This is a genomic window from Faecalibacterium sp. 7 (assembly GCF_049562865.1).
In the GTDB taxonomy this organism is placed as follows: Bacteria; Bacillota; Clostridia; order Oscillospirales; family Ruminococcaceae; genus Faecalibacterium; species Faecalibacterium wellingii.
The window spans coordinates 2,352,504-2,367,436 of record NZ_CP186911.1; the positions used below are offsets into that span (position 1 = coordinate 2,352,504).

A 14,933-nucleotide genomic window follows, 5' to 3' on the forward strand; every position below is an offset into this window, starting at 1 on the left:
AGAAAGGATTTTGTATGGCAAAAAGACTTTCCCGCATTGAGCGCGACATCGAACGGCTCAAAGAAAAAATCTCTGAATACCAGCAGCAGTTGAAAGAACTGGAAGCTGCAAAGACTGAACAGGAAAATTTGCAGATCATTCAGCTGGTGCGCAGCATGAACATGAAGCCGGACGAGTTCGCGGCCTTCCTGCGCAGCGGTGCGCTGAATGCTGCACCCACCGCCACACCGTACCACAAACAGGAGGATGCCGCCGATGAAACCTGATAACTGGAACCGTTTCGCTGCCGGACTGCTGGCTATCCTGCTCTGCCTCTGTTCGTTCTCCATGCCCGCCTTTGCAAGCGGCTCTGACCCTGCCCCGGAACCTCTGCCGGAGATTATCGAAGAAGAACCCACCACGGGCGGCATGGAGCCGGAGGGCGTGTCCATCACGCCCAAAGGCAACGCAACACTGGTGGATGATTTCTATGGGGACAAACAGCTTATCACAGTGACCACCAAGGCCGGGAATTATTTTTACATTCTCATTGACCGTGCCAACGAGGACAAGGAAACGTCCGTTCACTTCCTGAACCAAGTGGACGATGCCGACTTGCTGGCCCTGCTGGATGAAGAACCGCAGGACACCGAGTTCTGCACCTGCACGGTGAAATGTGAGGCCGGGAACGTCAACGAAAACTGCCCCTTGTGTGAAAAGAGTCTGCGCAACTGCACGGCCCCGGAAGCTGTGAAAACTGACACCGAAACGCCGGAGGAAAAGCCGAAATCCAGCATAGGCAGTCTGGTTATCTTGCTGGTACTGGCTCTGGCTGGCGGCGGCGCAGCACTCTACTATTTCAAGTTCCACAAGCCCAAGGCCGATACCACCGGGCACGATGATCTGGACGAATACGATTTTGGCGAGGACGAGGATGCAGACGAGGAACCGGCTGAAATCGAAATTCATTCAGAGGACGGACAGGAGGACGAAACATGAGCTTTCAGCTGGTGATCGCCGAAAAGCCCAGTGTGGCCCGTAGCATCGCCGCCGTGATCGGGGCAAGCGAAAAACAAACCGGCTACTGGCAGGGTGGCGGGTATCTGGTCAGCTGGTGCATCGGGCATCTGGTGTCCTTTGCCGAGGCGGGCCAGTACGATGAAAAATACTGCAAGTGGAAGTATGAAGATTTGCCCATCCTGCCCCAGCCGTGGCAGTTCATTGTCCCGGACGAAAAGAAACAGCAGTTTGAAATTGTGCGCTCTCTGCTCAACCGCCCGGATGTGGACAGTGTGACTGCCGCAACCGACGCAGGCCGGGAGGGAGAACTGATCTTCCGCTTTGTCTACCAAATGGCCGGCTGCACGAAACCCGTAAAGCGGCTCTGGATTTCCAGCATGGAGGATGCCGCCATCCGGGAGGGCTTTGCAAACCTGTGCCCGGATTCGGATTATGATGCTCTGTACCAGTCGGCCCTCTGCCGCGCAAAGGCGGATTGGCTGGTGGGCATCAATGCAACGCGACTGTTTTCGGTGTTGTATCACAAAACCCTAACGGTAGGCCGGGTGCAGACCCCGACACTGAAAATGCTGGTGGACCGGGATGCAAAAATTCTGCGCTTCCAGAAAGAAAAGTATTACACGGTCGGCATCCATTCCGGCAGCCTGAAAGCAGACAGTGGGCGCATTGCCAGCATGGACGAGGCCAACACTTTGAAATCTACTTGTGCCGGAACATCTGCCATCTGTACTTCTATCAAGCGTGAGAGAAAGGCAGAACAGCCGCCCAAGCTCTATGACCTGACCACCTTGCAGCGGGAAGCAAACCGCTTGTTCGGATTTACGGCAAAACAGACCCTTGATTATGCCCAGCAGCTTTACGAAAAGAAACTGCTGACCTATCCCCGCACGGACAGCCAATATCTGACCGAGGATATGGGCCAGACGGTACAACATCTTGTGTCCGACCTGCTGGGGCTGCTGCCCTTTGCCCAAGGGCTTGACTTGACCCCGAAAGTGGGCCGGATTCTGAACAGCAAAAAGGTATCGGACCACCACGCCATCTTTCCCACAGCCGAATTTGCAAAGCAGGGCTTCACTGGCCTTGCGGAAAGTGAGTGCAAGCTGATGAACCTTGTCTGCTCCAAGCTGCTCTGCGCGGTGGCTGCACCCCATGAGTACGAAACTGTGACTGCTGTGTTCTCCTGTGCAGGGAACGAGTTCGCCGCCAAAGGAAAGACGGTGCTTGTTCCCGGTTGGAAAGAGATCGACCAACGGTTCCGCGCCACCCTGAAAGCCGATACCGAGGAAGAAGTTTTGAACGCACTGCCGGAACTGGCCGAGGGACAGAACTTTTCCGTGACAACTGACATTTCGGAACATTTCACGTCCCCGCCAAAAACCTACACCGAAGATACGCTCCTGTCGGCAATGGAGCGGGCCGGAGCCGAGGATATGCCGGAAAACGCAGAACGCAAGGGGCTGGGTACGCCCGCCACCCGCGCCGCGATTCTGGAAAAATTGGTGCAAATGGGCTTTGTGCAGCGCAAGGGCAAACAGCTTGTCCCCACTAAGGACGGCATCAATCTGGCGGTGGTTCTGCCGGAAAGCCTGACCTCTCCCGCTCTGACTGCTGAATGGGAAAACCGTCTGACCGAGATTGCCAAGGGCAATGCAGACCCGGACGAGTTCATGGCCGAAATTGAAGCGCAGGTACGTCAGCTGGTCAAGACCTACTCCTGCATCAGCGCGGACAAACAAAACCTGTTCCAGTCGGAACGGGTCATCATCGGCAAGTGTCCCCGGTGTGGTGAAAACGTCTACGAGGGCAAGAAAAACTTCTACTGCGGAAATCGTGGCTGTCAGTTCGTAATGTGGAAGAATGACCGCTTCTTTGAGCAGAGAAAAAAGGCGTTCACCCCGAAGATCGCCGCCGCTCTGCTCAAAAACGGTAAGGCAAAGGTCAAGGGCCTCTACTCCGAGAAAACAGGCAAAACCTATGATGCAACGGTGCTTCTGGCAGATACGGGAGGCAAGTACGTCAATTACCGGGTAGAGCGCAAAGAGTAAGGCAAAAATACGAGGGCCAGTTATGGTAAGGTGAAGCATTCATTTTGCCATAACCGGCTCTCTCTATCCGTAGGATAGCAAAAAAGGAGTGTGACCAAATGAGCGAATTATTTTCCATCCAGCTGCAAAATCGGCAGCAGCAAGGCAGGGATGGCATCTGGCTGGACCTGCCCACTACAACCGAACAGGTACAAGCGGCCCTGCGGCAAATCGGCATTTCGTCCGATAATCCGCAGGGCCTTTTCATTTCCGGCTATTTTGCCGAGGAAGAAAAGCGTTTTGCCATCCCCTACAACATGGTGCTGGCATCCAATGTGGACGAACTGAACTTTCTGGCATCACGACTGGAAACACTCTCTACCGGGGAACGCGCAGAACTGAACGCCGCCTTGCAAGCCCCGCAGAGTGAGCTTTTCAGCATCGGGAGAATCACCGACTTTCCCGAAAACGTGGACTACTATGTGCATCTGCCGGATGTGCACGGGCCTGCCCAGCTAGGAGATTACTACCTGAATCGCTCCGGCATGGTGGATATGCCGGAAGAATGGAAAGGCGGCATCGACACGGCACAGTTTGGCCGGTATGTGGCTCAGCAGGAACAGGGTGCGTTCACCCAGTACGGCTACCTTGTCAAAAGCGGGGACGAGTGGCAGAAAGTCCACGAGGGCCAGCCCGTGCCGGAGGAATACCGGGTGCTGTCCTTTCCCGCGCCGGAAGTTCTGCGGGATGCGGCCAACATCCCGCCGCCTGTTCAGCCTGAAACGGAACCGCAGAAAGTTATCCCCATCATCCTGAACGGCAAAGACAGCGCGGAACGGATGAAAGAAATTACGGACCGGCTGGAAACAGGGATTCAAGAGCTGTTCGACAGTGACCACTACAAAGCCTACCTCACCACGATGGCAAAATTCCACAATTACAGTTTCAACAACACCTTGCTGATCGCCATGCAGGGCGGACAGTTGGTGGCGGGCTTCAACAAGTGGAAAGACACGTTCCACCGCACCGTAAAGAAAGGCGAAAAAGGCATCAAAATTCTGGCCCCTGCGCCGTACAAGGTCAAGCAGAAGATGGAAAAGCGGGACGAACAGGGTAAGCCGATTCTGGATAAGGATGGAAAGCCGCTGACGGAAGAAAAAACGGTGCAGATTCCGGCTTTCAAGGTGGTGTCCGTGTTCGATGTCAGCCAGACTGAGGGCGAGCCTCTGCCGTCCATTGCCGTGGATGAACTGTCCGGCAGCGTGCAGGACTATCAAGACTTTTTCAAGGCGTTGGAGCAGGCTTCTCCGGTGCCCATCGGGTTTGAGGACATCGAGGGCGGCGCGCATGGGTACTTTCATCTGCTCGACAACCGCATTGCCATCCAAGAGGGCATGAGCCAGTTACAGACCATCAAGACAGCCATCCATGAGATCGCCCATGCTAAGCTGCACACCATCGACCCGAACACCCCGGAACAGAGCAACCGCCCGGACAGCCGCACCCGCGAGGTGCAGGCCGAAAGCGTGGCCTATGCCGTCTGCCAGCACTACGGGCTGGACACGTCCGAGTATTCGTTTGGCTATGTGGCCGGATGGAGTTCGGGCCGGGAACTGGCGGAACTGAAAGCCTCTCTGGAATTTATCCGCAGCACAGCCCATGAGCTGATCTCTGCACTGGACGAACATCTGGCAGAGCTGCGCCAGCAGCGGGAAGCAGACCTTTCTGCTGCACAGGAGACTGCATTTGTGCTGGACAGTGGCAACACCCTGTTCATCCAGACCTGCGATTCCGGCTATGACTACACTCTGTACGGCCCAGACAACAAGGCTCTGGACGGCGGCCAGCTGGACGCGCCCGGTCTGACCCTGCCAGATGCCGGGCAGGAAGCACTTAATCTGCTGGGGCAGACAGCCGCAGTGTCGGAAGTCCTGTTGGGCGACAAGCTGGCGGCGTTCCAAGAGGCGGCGGAAAAGGCCAACGAAATTCCCGCACCCGTTAAAATTCCAGACCCCGCCGCAGAACCTACGGTCACAATTCTTTGGAGCGAAAGTGACAAGCTGCAGGACGGCGAAATCATGCCGCTGTCCATGGCGAATCGTGTTTTTGAAGAACTGGACACAGCCCAGCATACGGACCGGGAAAAGGATGGCTACACGGGCGGCTGGTACGACAAAACAGCCTTCCGCATTGACTTTACTATGAACGGCCAGCCCGATAACTACGAGGGACGGCAGGATTTTGGTGACGGAGAGGGCTCTTTGGTTCAACATATCCAGAACTACCACGAATACTACACTAAAGATGAAAATTGGAAGAATTTTGTTCTGCATAACAAAGGCCCGGAAGCATGGGAGCAGGACAAGGCAGAGCGTGAAATGGTGCTGACCGAGTTTATCCCGTACCTCAAACAGCATTGCAATCTTTCAGCCATGGAGCGGGCAGCCACCACCGCTTTGCGGGAGGAACAGAACATTTCGCCGGAACAGGCTGCCTATTACAACACTGTTGTTGCCTATGTGCAGGACTGCCGCCCGCTGCTTAACCAAGGCCAGTATAACTTGCCGGAACCGCCCAAGCTGGCTGACTTTGACCAGAGCTTGCAGGACTATAAGGCACAGGTGCAGGCCGAAATCGCGCAGGAAGCGGCCACTGCTGGAATGACGGTTGAGGAATATGCGGCGGCAGGCTTTGAGGCACCGCAGCAGGACAGTTTTTCCATCTATCAGCTGCGTAATAAGGATTCCACCCGTGATTACCGTTTTGAACCTTACGACCGCCTGCAAGCCGCTGGCCGGACCGTGGACAAGTCCAACTATACGGAAGTGTACACCGCGCCGCTGGCTGCTGGCACCACATTGGAGGACATCTACCGTACATTCAATGTAGACCATCCGGCAGACTTTAAGGGGCATTCGCTGTCCGTTTCGGATGTGGTGGTGTTGCATCAGAACGGCCACGACACCGCCCATTACTGCGACAGTGTTGGCTTCCAGCAGGTGCCGGAGTTCTTGCAGGAAAATCCTCTGCGCACCGCAGAGCTTTCCACCGAACAGAACGAAAACATGATTGACGGTGTGCTGAACAATGCGCCCTCTCTGGGCGAATTGGAGGCCAAAGCAAAGGCCGGAGAACAAATCTCTCTGGCAGACCTTGCCGCCGCAGTCAAGGCCGAGGAAAAGGCACCAAAAGCCAAGAAGTCCCGCACAGCCAAGCCGAAAAAGCCGTCCATCCGGGTACAGCTGGATGCCGCAAAAAAGGAGCAGAGCAAGCAAACGCCGCCACGGGAAAAGACAAAAGAATTGGAGGTGTAAACTGTGCAGAAGTTTGAAAATATGGACGTGATTGCTGCACTAGAAGCCATTATGCACCAGAACACCGCATACTATCAGAGCGATTTTGCCTTTGACATCAAGATGCTGCGGGAGGCCGCCCGCAGCGACCAGCCGGAAGATAAGCTGCTGTTGTGGCTGTCCCGGCCTTCTGGAACATTCTGCTTCCGGGAACGGGACGTGCTGCTCAAAGACACGCAAGCCTACAACACATGGAAATTCTGCGGCGAACAGACCCATGACAGGATTCTTGCCTATGCGGTGGAGTTGACCGGTGCGGCCAACGGAACCGTGCAAGGCAATCTGTATGAACTGGACTACCAGCAGCATTTCCAGCATATCCGGGATGCCGCTCTGCCCGTGGGCGCCAATCGCCTGATCTACGAAAGCGGGATGCGGGAGATTGGCCCGAAAGAGCATTTCGACAGCCGCCCGGATAAATATTTCGGGGAGTTCGTGCGGCATGAAATGCAGACCCGTGACCCGGAACTTCTGCAAACGGCCATCCGGCAGGAGCAGCGCAGTCGGGAATCTGCACAGCCCGGTGATTTCAAAGAACACCTTGCGGCATTGCACACCGGGCTGATCGAGGCCGAGGCACAGCGTATCGTAGCCGATATGAAGCGTCTGGCTGCTCCCAACAGCCCGGACAAGAATCATTTCATGGTGGAGGTATCGCCCTACTTCACCAAACTGGCATCCAGCCGGGACACGGATCGGCTGATTGCCATGCTGCCGTACAAATCCCTGCACCTTTCCAGCGTAAAAGACCATTTCGGCATCTACGCGCTGGTTAACAAAAACGAAAATCGGGACAGGGGTATCCGCAAGCCCCGTGCTTCCGTCCGCAAGCAGCTTTCCGAAACGAAACAGACCGCCAGCCCGACAAAGGCAGCGGCCCGCAGCAAACAACACGAAATGGAGGTCTGACCATGAATTTCAGCGTGGAAGAAGAAAATTTGATCTGTATGTACCATACTTCCGACCGCCGCCGGACGATGGCACGGCTGATGGCCGCCCTGCCGGACATGGACACGGAAATGCGGCGGCTGGCGAATGGGACCATTGCAAAGTTGGAGCGCATGACCGATGCCGACTTTGACGGACAGGGGTTTGATTTTACGGGTGAATAATACCGCCAGCTTGACAACGACACATTATTTTCAATCAAAGTAATGTGTCGTTGTCAACACAGAAATAGCCGGACACGGTGGCCTTGGGGTTGCTGTGTCCGGCTATTTTTCATGTATCAGTCTTTATCTTTTTTCTCGGTGGGATTTTCCGGCAGTTCGGTGGCATCTTCTACAATGTCAGTCACAAGCTGCTGGAAGTCAAACGCATTCTTTTCCGTGATAACGGGTTTGCTGGTTTCCGCTTCAAGAGCCTGCCGCGCAATGCCGGCCACCTTGCCGCCGCGTTTGGCAACCTGCTTGTTTTCTTCAAAGGTCTGCGGTTTTGCAGTCTTGGAAATATCCGTGGTGGAGGCTTCGGCCAACATGGTCAGAACAAGCTCCAAGTCGGTCATGTTATCCCGGAGATTTTCTTTCGTCAGACCTTTCAGCCGCTTATACTGTCCTGTGGTCATGCCAGACCATGCGCGGGAGATTTCATCGGTCAGGATAGCGTACTCCTTGCCCTTTTGCACTCCGCGCTTCTTCCATTCATCCGTCAGTTCGTTGCGGATGCGTATTGCCAAAAGTCGCTGGTGAATCCATTCTTCGGAGTAGCCTTTTTTCAAATAGGTATCAAGCGCGCGGTCGATGGCCTGCTCCGGGTCGATGGTTTCCTCGATGCGTTCCTTGCCTACCATTGCCAGCCATGCCTTGAACGGTTCAGCTTTTGGAGACGGAATAGACTGGATAATGCGTAGGAGCTGTTCAGTGTTAGCAACATCCGTCTTATACCGTTTTCCATCAGAGGATAACATTTTCAGTTGTACGATTTTTTCGTACAACTCATTTGCTCCCTCAGTTTTCAGCTTACGTTTCAGGTCGCTCCAATATCGCCGTGGATTTGCTGTTCCAGTTAAAACAGAAATAACATCAATAATTGAAAAATACCATTCTTCCTTTTCTGCATCCCATGCAGTACGGATTTTCTGATCTTCAAAAAGCTGGATAGAGCTATTGTCTTTCACTTCTGCCATAGAGGGTTCCTCGCTTTCGTTGTCTGGTTCTATTTTACATGATTTCGGGTGGAAACGCCACCCAGTCTAAGCGTTTGTAGTTCAAAAATCCAACCAATATTTTGTGCAAATTTACCGTTCTTGCATCTGCTCCTTTCCCGGTGTTGTCCGTAGGATGCCGTCCACATTCTGCTTGATAATGCCATACTCCTGCATCTGGCGTTTGGCTTCGGTGTACTGCTGTTGCAGCTGGTCTTTCTGCTCGGCCAATAGCTTATACTCGGCTTTCAGGGCGTAGAGGTCGGGTAGCTTTTGAAAGCCCTGCTCTTTTAGGGTCTTGGCTGCGGCCTCATAGAGAATCAAGGTGCCTTCATGTTTGCGCCGGAACTGCTTTTTGTCAGCGGCCCGCTGGTACTCCTGCACCAGTGGACGTAGCTCTTTACAGGTGGTGACATCCTTTATCAGTACGGCCATTTCTGCAAGCCGACGCTCTGCTGCTTTCAGTGCAGCGGCAGCTTCGGTGCTGGCGGCGGTGGTCTCGGCCACCCGGCTTTCCAAATCCGGGTAGCTTTCGATTTCATGCTCAGTCAGGAAGTTCAGCGTCCGGGCAGCCTGTTTCAGATTGTGGAGTTTTGCCCACTTCTCATACCCTGCGGACTGCTGGGCCTTGATGCTATTCTCCAAATCAATCCGCAGCGAAATTTTGCGGTTTTCTTTGGGCTTCCGCTCCACGAACCGCCCTTTGATGCGCTCGGTGATAGCTTCTTCGGTGTAGGCTTCGCCCAGCGTTTTGCAGCGGGTGAACCGCCCCTGTCCGGGCGCACGGAACGAAACATACTTGCCCCGCTTGACTTCATAGCCCTGCTCCTGCAGGAGCCGCAGAAAATCGTCAAAATCCTTGGCCTGCGGGATGGCTGCATCTATGGCGGTTTTCAGTTTCGCCTTCCAGCTCGTGCCCTTGCGGTGTGCGTCCCACTCGGCATAGCTCTTGCCCCGGTCTTGACCGGGCATCACCACGGACAGGCCGTGTTCCTTGCAAAGTCGGTCACTGGTGCGCCGGATGTAGGCATAACTTTGTCGGTTGGAAACATACTTCCGCTGGTTCACCATGTCCACTGCACAAAAGATAATGTGGTTGTGGACGTGTCCCTTGTCAATGTGCGTGGTCAGCACATACGGGTATTTGCCTTGCAGGACTTCATCTGCAAGCTGCCGACCAATCTTGTGGGCCTGCTCCGGCGTGGTTTCTCCCGGCGCAAAAGACTGTATCAGGTGGTGGGCCAGATTGTTGCCTTTCTGCATGGCTTGTAACAACAGCAGTTCAAATTCGATGTCGGCGGTTTCGTAGGAGCAGGCAAAGGAGGACACCAACATTTTTTCATCCGTCTTAACCGGATTCTCGATGTAGTCCAGTGCCTTTTTCAGCGTTGACTTGATAGGATGTATCTTTGTAACTGCCATATCTGCGCCAGCGCTCCTTTGATGTCCGCAACATCTTGTGTGTACAGCGGCCCCATGCTGTTCAGCCGCCGTGCGATCTGATTGACGTTGACACCAATCTTCTGCAATTCGGCGGTCTGCGCCCGGATGTCGGTGGTGTCGATGTGGACAACATATCCGTCTATCAGCATCTTCCGGGCGTAGGCAGAAAAATTCCGTGTGTGCAGCAGAGCCATCTTCTGCCGGATAAGTTCCTGTTCCTCCGGCGTCACGGGAACACGCAGAACAATTTTTCGGGTTCGGTTCGTCATAGTTTCACCTCGTTTCTTGGGGGTCTGGGGTACTCCCCAGCAAGCATTTTTGCCGGGAGTGGCTACACTCCCTATGCTTGCTACGTTACCTTTCCCAACTACTATGACACCACAACACCCCCGTTTTGCCCGCAAAATGCAAAAAAAAATAAGAGGACGCTTTTGCATCCTCTCAATGACCGTGCATGACAATCAGACACACACGGGCTCTTTTTCCTGTTCATGGATTCGTAAGGCACCGTCAATGGCACCTTCTACGATGGGTAAGTATTCCTCCGGGCAAAGCTGCAGCTTGTGGCTGACCCGCTGACGTTCCGCACTTTCTTCCCGCATGAGTTCCGGGTTGAAGTATCGCTCCACGGGCAGACCACATATTTTTATCAGCTGAATCACCACCGGCAGGCTGGGCAGCGTGCCTTCGTTTTCGATGTTCGCAAGATACCGGCTGTCACAATGTATCATGTCAGCCAGCGCACTGCGGGAAAGCTGTTTTGCCTTTCGAGCTGCCTTGACATCCGCTCCGAACGTTTCAAAGCCGGGACAGTCCTCAATTTTCGCCATTCTGCATCACCCATATACATTTTATAGTTCATGGGCGATTGGCGAAATGATGCAAAATCCATTCAGCTTACACTTTATAGTTCCACTTGAAAATCAGACGCACGCGCCAGAGTTTATTCTGGCTCTCATTCTACTTTCGTTGTGCGGTTTTTCTATACTCCAATGGCAACAATCCAGTGCTTTTGCGGAACAATTCTGCAAATCGGCTTGAAGTGGAATACCCCACTGTTTGGGCAACTTGTCCGACTGTCAGTTCTGTGTATGCCAGCAGATACTCGGCTTGGCTCATGCGCCGCTGCTGAATATACTCTGTAATGGTGCAGTCGTAGTATTTCTTAAAACAACTTTTCAGTTTCGTTGTCCCCATACAGGCAATCTGCGTCAGCCTTTCCAGCGGAATGTCAAAAGCATAGTGGTCGCTAAGATATGAGGCAACCGTCTGGATACTTTCTATATCCTGCTGCGAGAGCTTATGAACTGGTTTATCAGGATGCTTCTTCTGATATTCCACTACCATTGAAACTGCTTCTGCGACTTTTCCCTCATAAAAAAGTTTTGCGGCAATCCCTTCTCCGCGATAGTCCTTAATCTCCGTAAGCAACCGTGACATCGCAGGAAAATCTGATGTTTGGTCGATTTTGCGGAAGGCGTCAATCGGATTGATCTGTGCCTCAGGGTAAAGTTTCTTCAGATAATCTTCATAATATGCGGGTGCAATCTCGATTCCAACCGAACGGATTGGAATGTTCTTATGTATCAAAGCCTTGTATGGCGCATAGCCTCCGATAAACGTTTTGATGCAGCCGGCAGACAGTCTGCGGTATGGCGATAACTCTTCCCCGGAGATAGAATCATACTGCGTAATACTCAAACATTCTGGCAAAGAACATTCCAGCATGAAATCCTTGTGGAAAGAAAAATTGTGAATTTTAATATCGTATAGGTCTTTCTGTCCATAAGTCCAGTAGGTACCTTCTCCGACTTCGGGAGAAAGTTTCCAGCAGATACCCAATGCCCCGTATTGCTGGTTATCCGAGTCACGGATAAAACCGTGTTCCGCAAGCAGGGGCGCATAAAGCTGATCGATGATTTCAGACATGAAAGTAGACCGCCTCCTTTTTTGCAACGATTAGACGAACCTTTGAAAGGAACGGACGAACATCGCCGAAACCTATTGAATGCTGTTCGTCACAAGTGTACCGTATTAGATAACGGTTAGCAACATCTAATCGAAGAATATCACAAACCGCTTGTCGCGTCAAGACAACGAAAGGTAGGAGGCTCAAAATGAGTAATCAAGTAAATTCTATGAACAAAGGTCTGACTGTGAAAGACCTTGTAACAACTGGCATTTTTACCGCACTGTTATTTGTTTTTGTATTGGTGGGCGGTGTCTTTTTTGCAACGAATCCCGTGCTTACTTTTTTCATGCCGGCAGGAGGTGGGCTGCTTGCTGGCCCCATTTATCTTTTGCTGATTGCAAAAGTACATAAGCGTTGGAGCCTTTCTATAATGGGCGTTATCATGGGTATTATTTGGTTCGTGACTGGTATGCACTGGGCTTTTGCATTGGGCTACCTGATCATGGCGATTGTCGCGGACTTTGTTGCTGGCGCAGGACAGTACAAAAGCAAAAAACTCAACAGCCTGTCTTATATCCTGTTCTCCCTCGGTGGCACTGGTTCGTATATCGTGTTCTTTGTTGACCCCAACGGCTGGGCACAGACCATGCTGGGAAATGGAACGGAACAGAGCTATATCGACACCATGCAGGCTACCGCGAATACTGGCATCCTGATTGCCATGTTTGCTACCGCTATCGTTGCATCTGCAATCAGTGCTTTTGTGGGCTGCAAAATGCTGAAAAAGCAGTTTGAAAAAGCAGGTATTACAGCATGAGCGGTAAACGCCACAAGAAATGGCTTTGGCTCGACCCACGGGCCAAGCTCTTTCTTATTCTTATGTGTGTTTTATCGTCCATGTTTGCTCCTTCACTTGCATATCAATTTGTCCTTGTTATGCTGATTGCGGTATTGGGGGCTTTCTTTGGAAAGTGGAAATATGTCATTAAGGCTGTATGCTTTTATGCGGTCATCTGTGCCCTGACAGTTTGGATCATGGCAGAAATGACAGGCACGCTGCGGACAATGTTTATTGCCTTTTTAGGATTGTTTCATAAGGTCTATGCGTGCGGAACCTTGGCCGGGATTGTTCTGACTACTACAAAAGTCAATGAGTTCCTGTCTGCTATGAACCGTGTCCACGCACCCAAAACGTTAGTAATTCCTATGGCAGTTATGCTACGGTACATTCCAACTATTCAAGAGGACTGGCGCTATATCAAGGACGCTATGCGGATGAGAGATGTTTCACCTTCTCTGGCGAGCTTTTTAGCACATCCGGGCATGACAGTTGAGTGTATTTATGTGCCTTTGTTGATGGCAGCTTCAAAAGCAGCGGATGATCTTTCTGTTGCTTCTGTCACCCGTGGAATTGAAAATCCCAATCCACGCACCTGCCTTGTCCAGATAAAATGCGGAGCTGCCGATTGGGGCGTCATGGCCGTTGCCGTAGCTTATCTGATTTTTGAATTATGTGTGCGGGGAGGTGTGATCGCTTGATTGAGTTTGAAAATGTATCGTTTTCCTATACAGGACAGGAACATGGCGGGCTGCATGACATCAATTTGAAAATTTCGGACGGAGAATGTGTCCTGTTCTGTGGCCGCAGTGGGTGCGGAAAAACAACGATCACAAGGCTGGTGAATGGACTAATTCCTCAGTTTTATCAGGGAGAGCTTCAAGGCCGTGTGCTGGTAGATGGTCAGGAAATCAGCAGCCGCCCCATGTATCAGATTGCTGCTAAGGTCGGCTCCGTTTTCCAAAATCCACGGACACAGTTTTTCAATGTGGACACAGACAGCGAGATTGCCTTTGGCATTGAGAACGAGGCTCGTCCTCCACAAGAGCTGATAGAGCGAGTGGAACAGACAGCCGACGATCTGCGTATTCAAAAGCTGCGGAACAGGAATATTTTTGAACTGTCCGGCGGTGAAAAGCAGAAAATCGCCTTCGCTTCTGTTTATGCCATGAACCCACAGATTTATTTGCTGGATGAACCGTCCTCCAATTTGGATATGACTTCCATTCAGGAGTTGAGAGAGCATTTGCGGCTGATAAAAAAGCAGGGCAAAACGGTTTTGATAGCAGAACACCGGCTGTACTACCTGATGGAACTGGCCGACCGAATCGTTTATCTGGAAAAAGGAGAAATCAAAGGGATTTATACCCCGGAAGAATTTCGACAGCTGTCGGAACAGGAGCGTGAACGCATGGGCCTGCGGGCAGTTGATCTTCGGGCGGTGTTCCCACCTAAACCCCACTCGATTGCCCCTATCCCGGTATTAGAGCTGCGGAATGTGACGCTCCGTTACAAGAAGCGAACCATTTTGCATGATATTGGCTTATCCGCAGGAAAGGGTGAAGTGATTGGCGTGGTCGGCCATAACGGAGCCGGAAAGACTACATTTTCCCGCGCCCTCTGTGGACTTCACAAAGACTGCGAGGGACAATTCCTGTGGGAAGGTAAGCCGATGGAGCATAAGGCGAGGCTGAAACGCTCCTATATGGTTATGCAGGATGTAAATTATGAACTTTTTGCTGACAGTGTGGAAGCAGAGTGCTCCTTTGGCATCCGCAATCCAAATCAAACGCTGGTAAATGTGACTTTGGAGGAACTGGGGCTTGCTCCATACCGGGAACGCCATCCAAACACACTTTCCGGCGGTCAAAAACAACGGGTGGCGGTAGCCGTCAGTATGATTTGTGGGAAAGATCTGCTGGTATTCGATGAACCGACCAGCGGCCTTGACTTTGACAGTATGACGCAGGTTGCAGGATTGATCCGGCGATTATCCAATATGGGAAAAGTCATTTTCATTGTCACCCATGATTTTGAGTTTGTCTGCCGTACCTGTTCCCGTGTCTTACATTTTGACGAAGGCGAAATACCCGATGACGTATTAGTTACAATGGATGCCCTCCCGAAATTGAGAGAGCTTTTCTCTGTCAAGGTGAATGTCCCCGCAGGGGACAGAGAGGGCGGCCTAGGTCGTTCAGATGGAAAGGAGCGGTAGTCT

The 14,933-nt window shown here is 52.3% G+C and carries 14 protein-coding genes; 9 read left to right on the forward strand and 5 right to left on the reverse strand.

All coding sequences use genetic code 11. The annotated features are described in order from the left end of the window. Positions 1-14: 14 nt before the first annotated feature. The 6 genes from ACKXF7_RS11695 (at position 15) to ACKXF7_RS11720 (ending at position 7,491) form a co-directional block, all read left to right on the forward strand. Positions 15-266, forward strand: coding sequence for a DUF4315 family protein (locus ACKXF7_RS11695; RefSeq protein ID WP_005942334.1), 252 nt, complete (start codon positions 15-17; stop codon positions 264-266). Beyond that, the gene (locus ACKXF7_RS11700; protein WP_423741377.1) at positions 256-978 is read left to right on the forward strand and encodes a DUF4366 domain-containing protein; all 723 of its coding nucleotides are present in this window, start codon (positions 256-258) and stop codon (positions 976-978) included. Before ACKXF7_RS11695 ends, ACKXF7_RS11700 begins: the two co-directional genes overlap by 11 nt. Then, positions 975-3,047, forward strand: coding sequence for a DNA topoisomerase 3 (locus tag ACKXF7_RS11705; protein WP_423741378.1), 2,073 nt, complete (start codon positions 975-977; stop codon positions 3,045-3,047). Before ACKXF7_RS11700 ends, ACKXF7_RS11705 begins: the two co-directional genes overlap by 4 nt. Before the next feature lie 98 nt (positions 3,048-3,145). Continuing rightward, positions 3,146-6,340, forward strand: coding sequence for a YodL domain-containing protein (locus ACKXF7_RS11710; RefSeq protein ID WP_423741379.1), 3,195 nt, complete (start codon positions 3,146-3,148; stop codon positions 6,338-6,340). Between the two features lie 21 nt (positions 6,341-6,361). Continuing rightward, positions 6,362-7,288 carry a hypothetical protein gene (locus ACKXF7_RS11715; RefSeq protein WP_423742631.1) on the forward strand — a complete coding sequence of 309 codons (927 nt, stop codon included), beginning with the start codon at positions 6,362-6,364 and terminating at the stop codon, positions 7,286-7,288. A 2-nt stretch (positions 7,289-7,290) separates the two neighbouring features. Then, on the forward strand, positions 7,291-7,491 hold the full coding sequence (locus ACKXF7_RS11720; protein WP_423741380.1) for a transposon-transfer assisting family protein: 201 nt from the start codon (positions 7,291-7,293) through the stop codon (positions 7,489-7,491). A 116-nt stretch (positions 7,492-7,607) separates the two neighbouring features. Here the strand turns inward: ACKXF7_RS11720 and ACKXF7_RS11725 are convergent, their stop codons facing one another. The 5 genes from ACKXF7_RS11725 to ACKXF7_RS11745 form a co-directional block, all read right to left on the reverse strand. Further along, positions 7,608-8,504, reverse strand: a complete 897-nt coding sequence (locus ACKXF7_RS11725) for a BRO-N domain-containing protein (protein ID WP_423741381.1) — start codon at positions 8,502-8,504, stop codon at positions 7,608-7,610. A gap of 111 nt (positions 8,505-8,615) precedes the next feature. Beyond that, entirely contained in the window at positions 8,616-9,944 is a 1,329-nt protein-coding gene (locus ACKXF7_RS11730) for a relaxase/mobilization nuclease domain-containing protein (RefSeq protein WP_423741382.1), read from the reverse strand. Next, positions 9,905-10,234: a plasmid mobilization protein gene (locus ACKXF7_RS11735; protein ID WP_015536573.1), complete on the reverse strand. Its 330-nt coding sequence runs from the start codon at positions 10,232-10,234 to the stop codon at positions 9,905-9,907. The genes ACKXF7_RS11730 and ACKXF7_RS11735 overlap by 40 nt, the downstream gene beginning before the upstream one ends. A gap of 192 nt (positions 10,235-10,426) precedes the next feature. Further along, positions 10,427-10,795, reverse strand: coding sequence for a helix-turn-helix transcriptional regulator (locus ACKXF7_RS11740; protein WP_005927725.1), 369 nt, complete (start codon positions 10,793-10,795; stop codon positions 10,427-10,429). 130 nt (positions 10,796-10,925) lie between these two features. Continuing rightward, positions 10,926-11,894 carry a helix-turn-helix transcriptional regulator gene (locus ACKXF7_RS11745; RefSeq protein ID WP_112122075.1) on the reverse strand — a complete coding sequence of 323 codons (969 nt, stop codon included), beginning with the start codon at positions 11,892-11,894 and terminating at the stop codon, positions 10,926-10,928. Positions 11,895-12,082: 188 nt separating this feature from the next. Between ACKXF7_RS11745 and ACKXF7_RS11750 the strand changes: the two genes are divergently transcribed. The 3 genes from ACKXF7_RS11750 to ACKXF7_RS11760 are packed head-to-tail and all read left to right on the forward strand — an operon-like array spanning position 12,083 to position 14,930. Then, positions 12,083-12,694 (forward strand): MptD family putative ECF transporter S component, encoded by a 612-nt coding sequence (locus tag ACKXF7_RS11750; protein WP_423741383.1) that lies wholly within the window; start codon positions 12,083-12,085, stop codon positions 12,692-12,694. Beyond that, entirely contained in the window at positions 12,691-13,416 is a 726-nt protein-coding gene (locus ACKXF7_RS11755; RefSeq protein ID WP_423741384.1) for an energy-coupling factor transporter transmembrane component T, read from the forward strand. Before ACKXF7_RS11750 ends, ACKXF7_RS11755 begins: the two co-directional genes overlap by 4 nt. Continuing rightward, entirely contained in the window at positions 13,413-14,930 is a 1,518-nt protein-coding gene (locus ACKXF7_RS11760; protein ID WP_423741385.1) for an ABC transporter ATP-binding protein, read from the forward strand. The genes ACKXF7_RS11755 and ACKXF7_RS11760 overlap by 4 nt, the downstream gene beginning before the upstream one ends. The last annotated feature ends 3 nt before the right edge of the window (positions 14,931-14,933 follow it).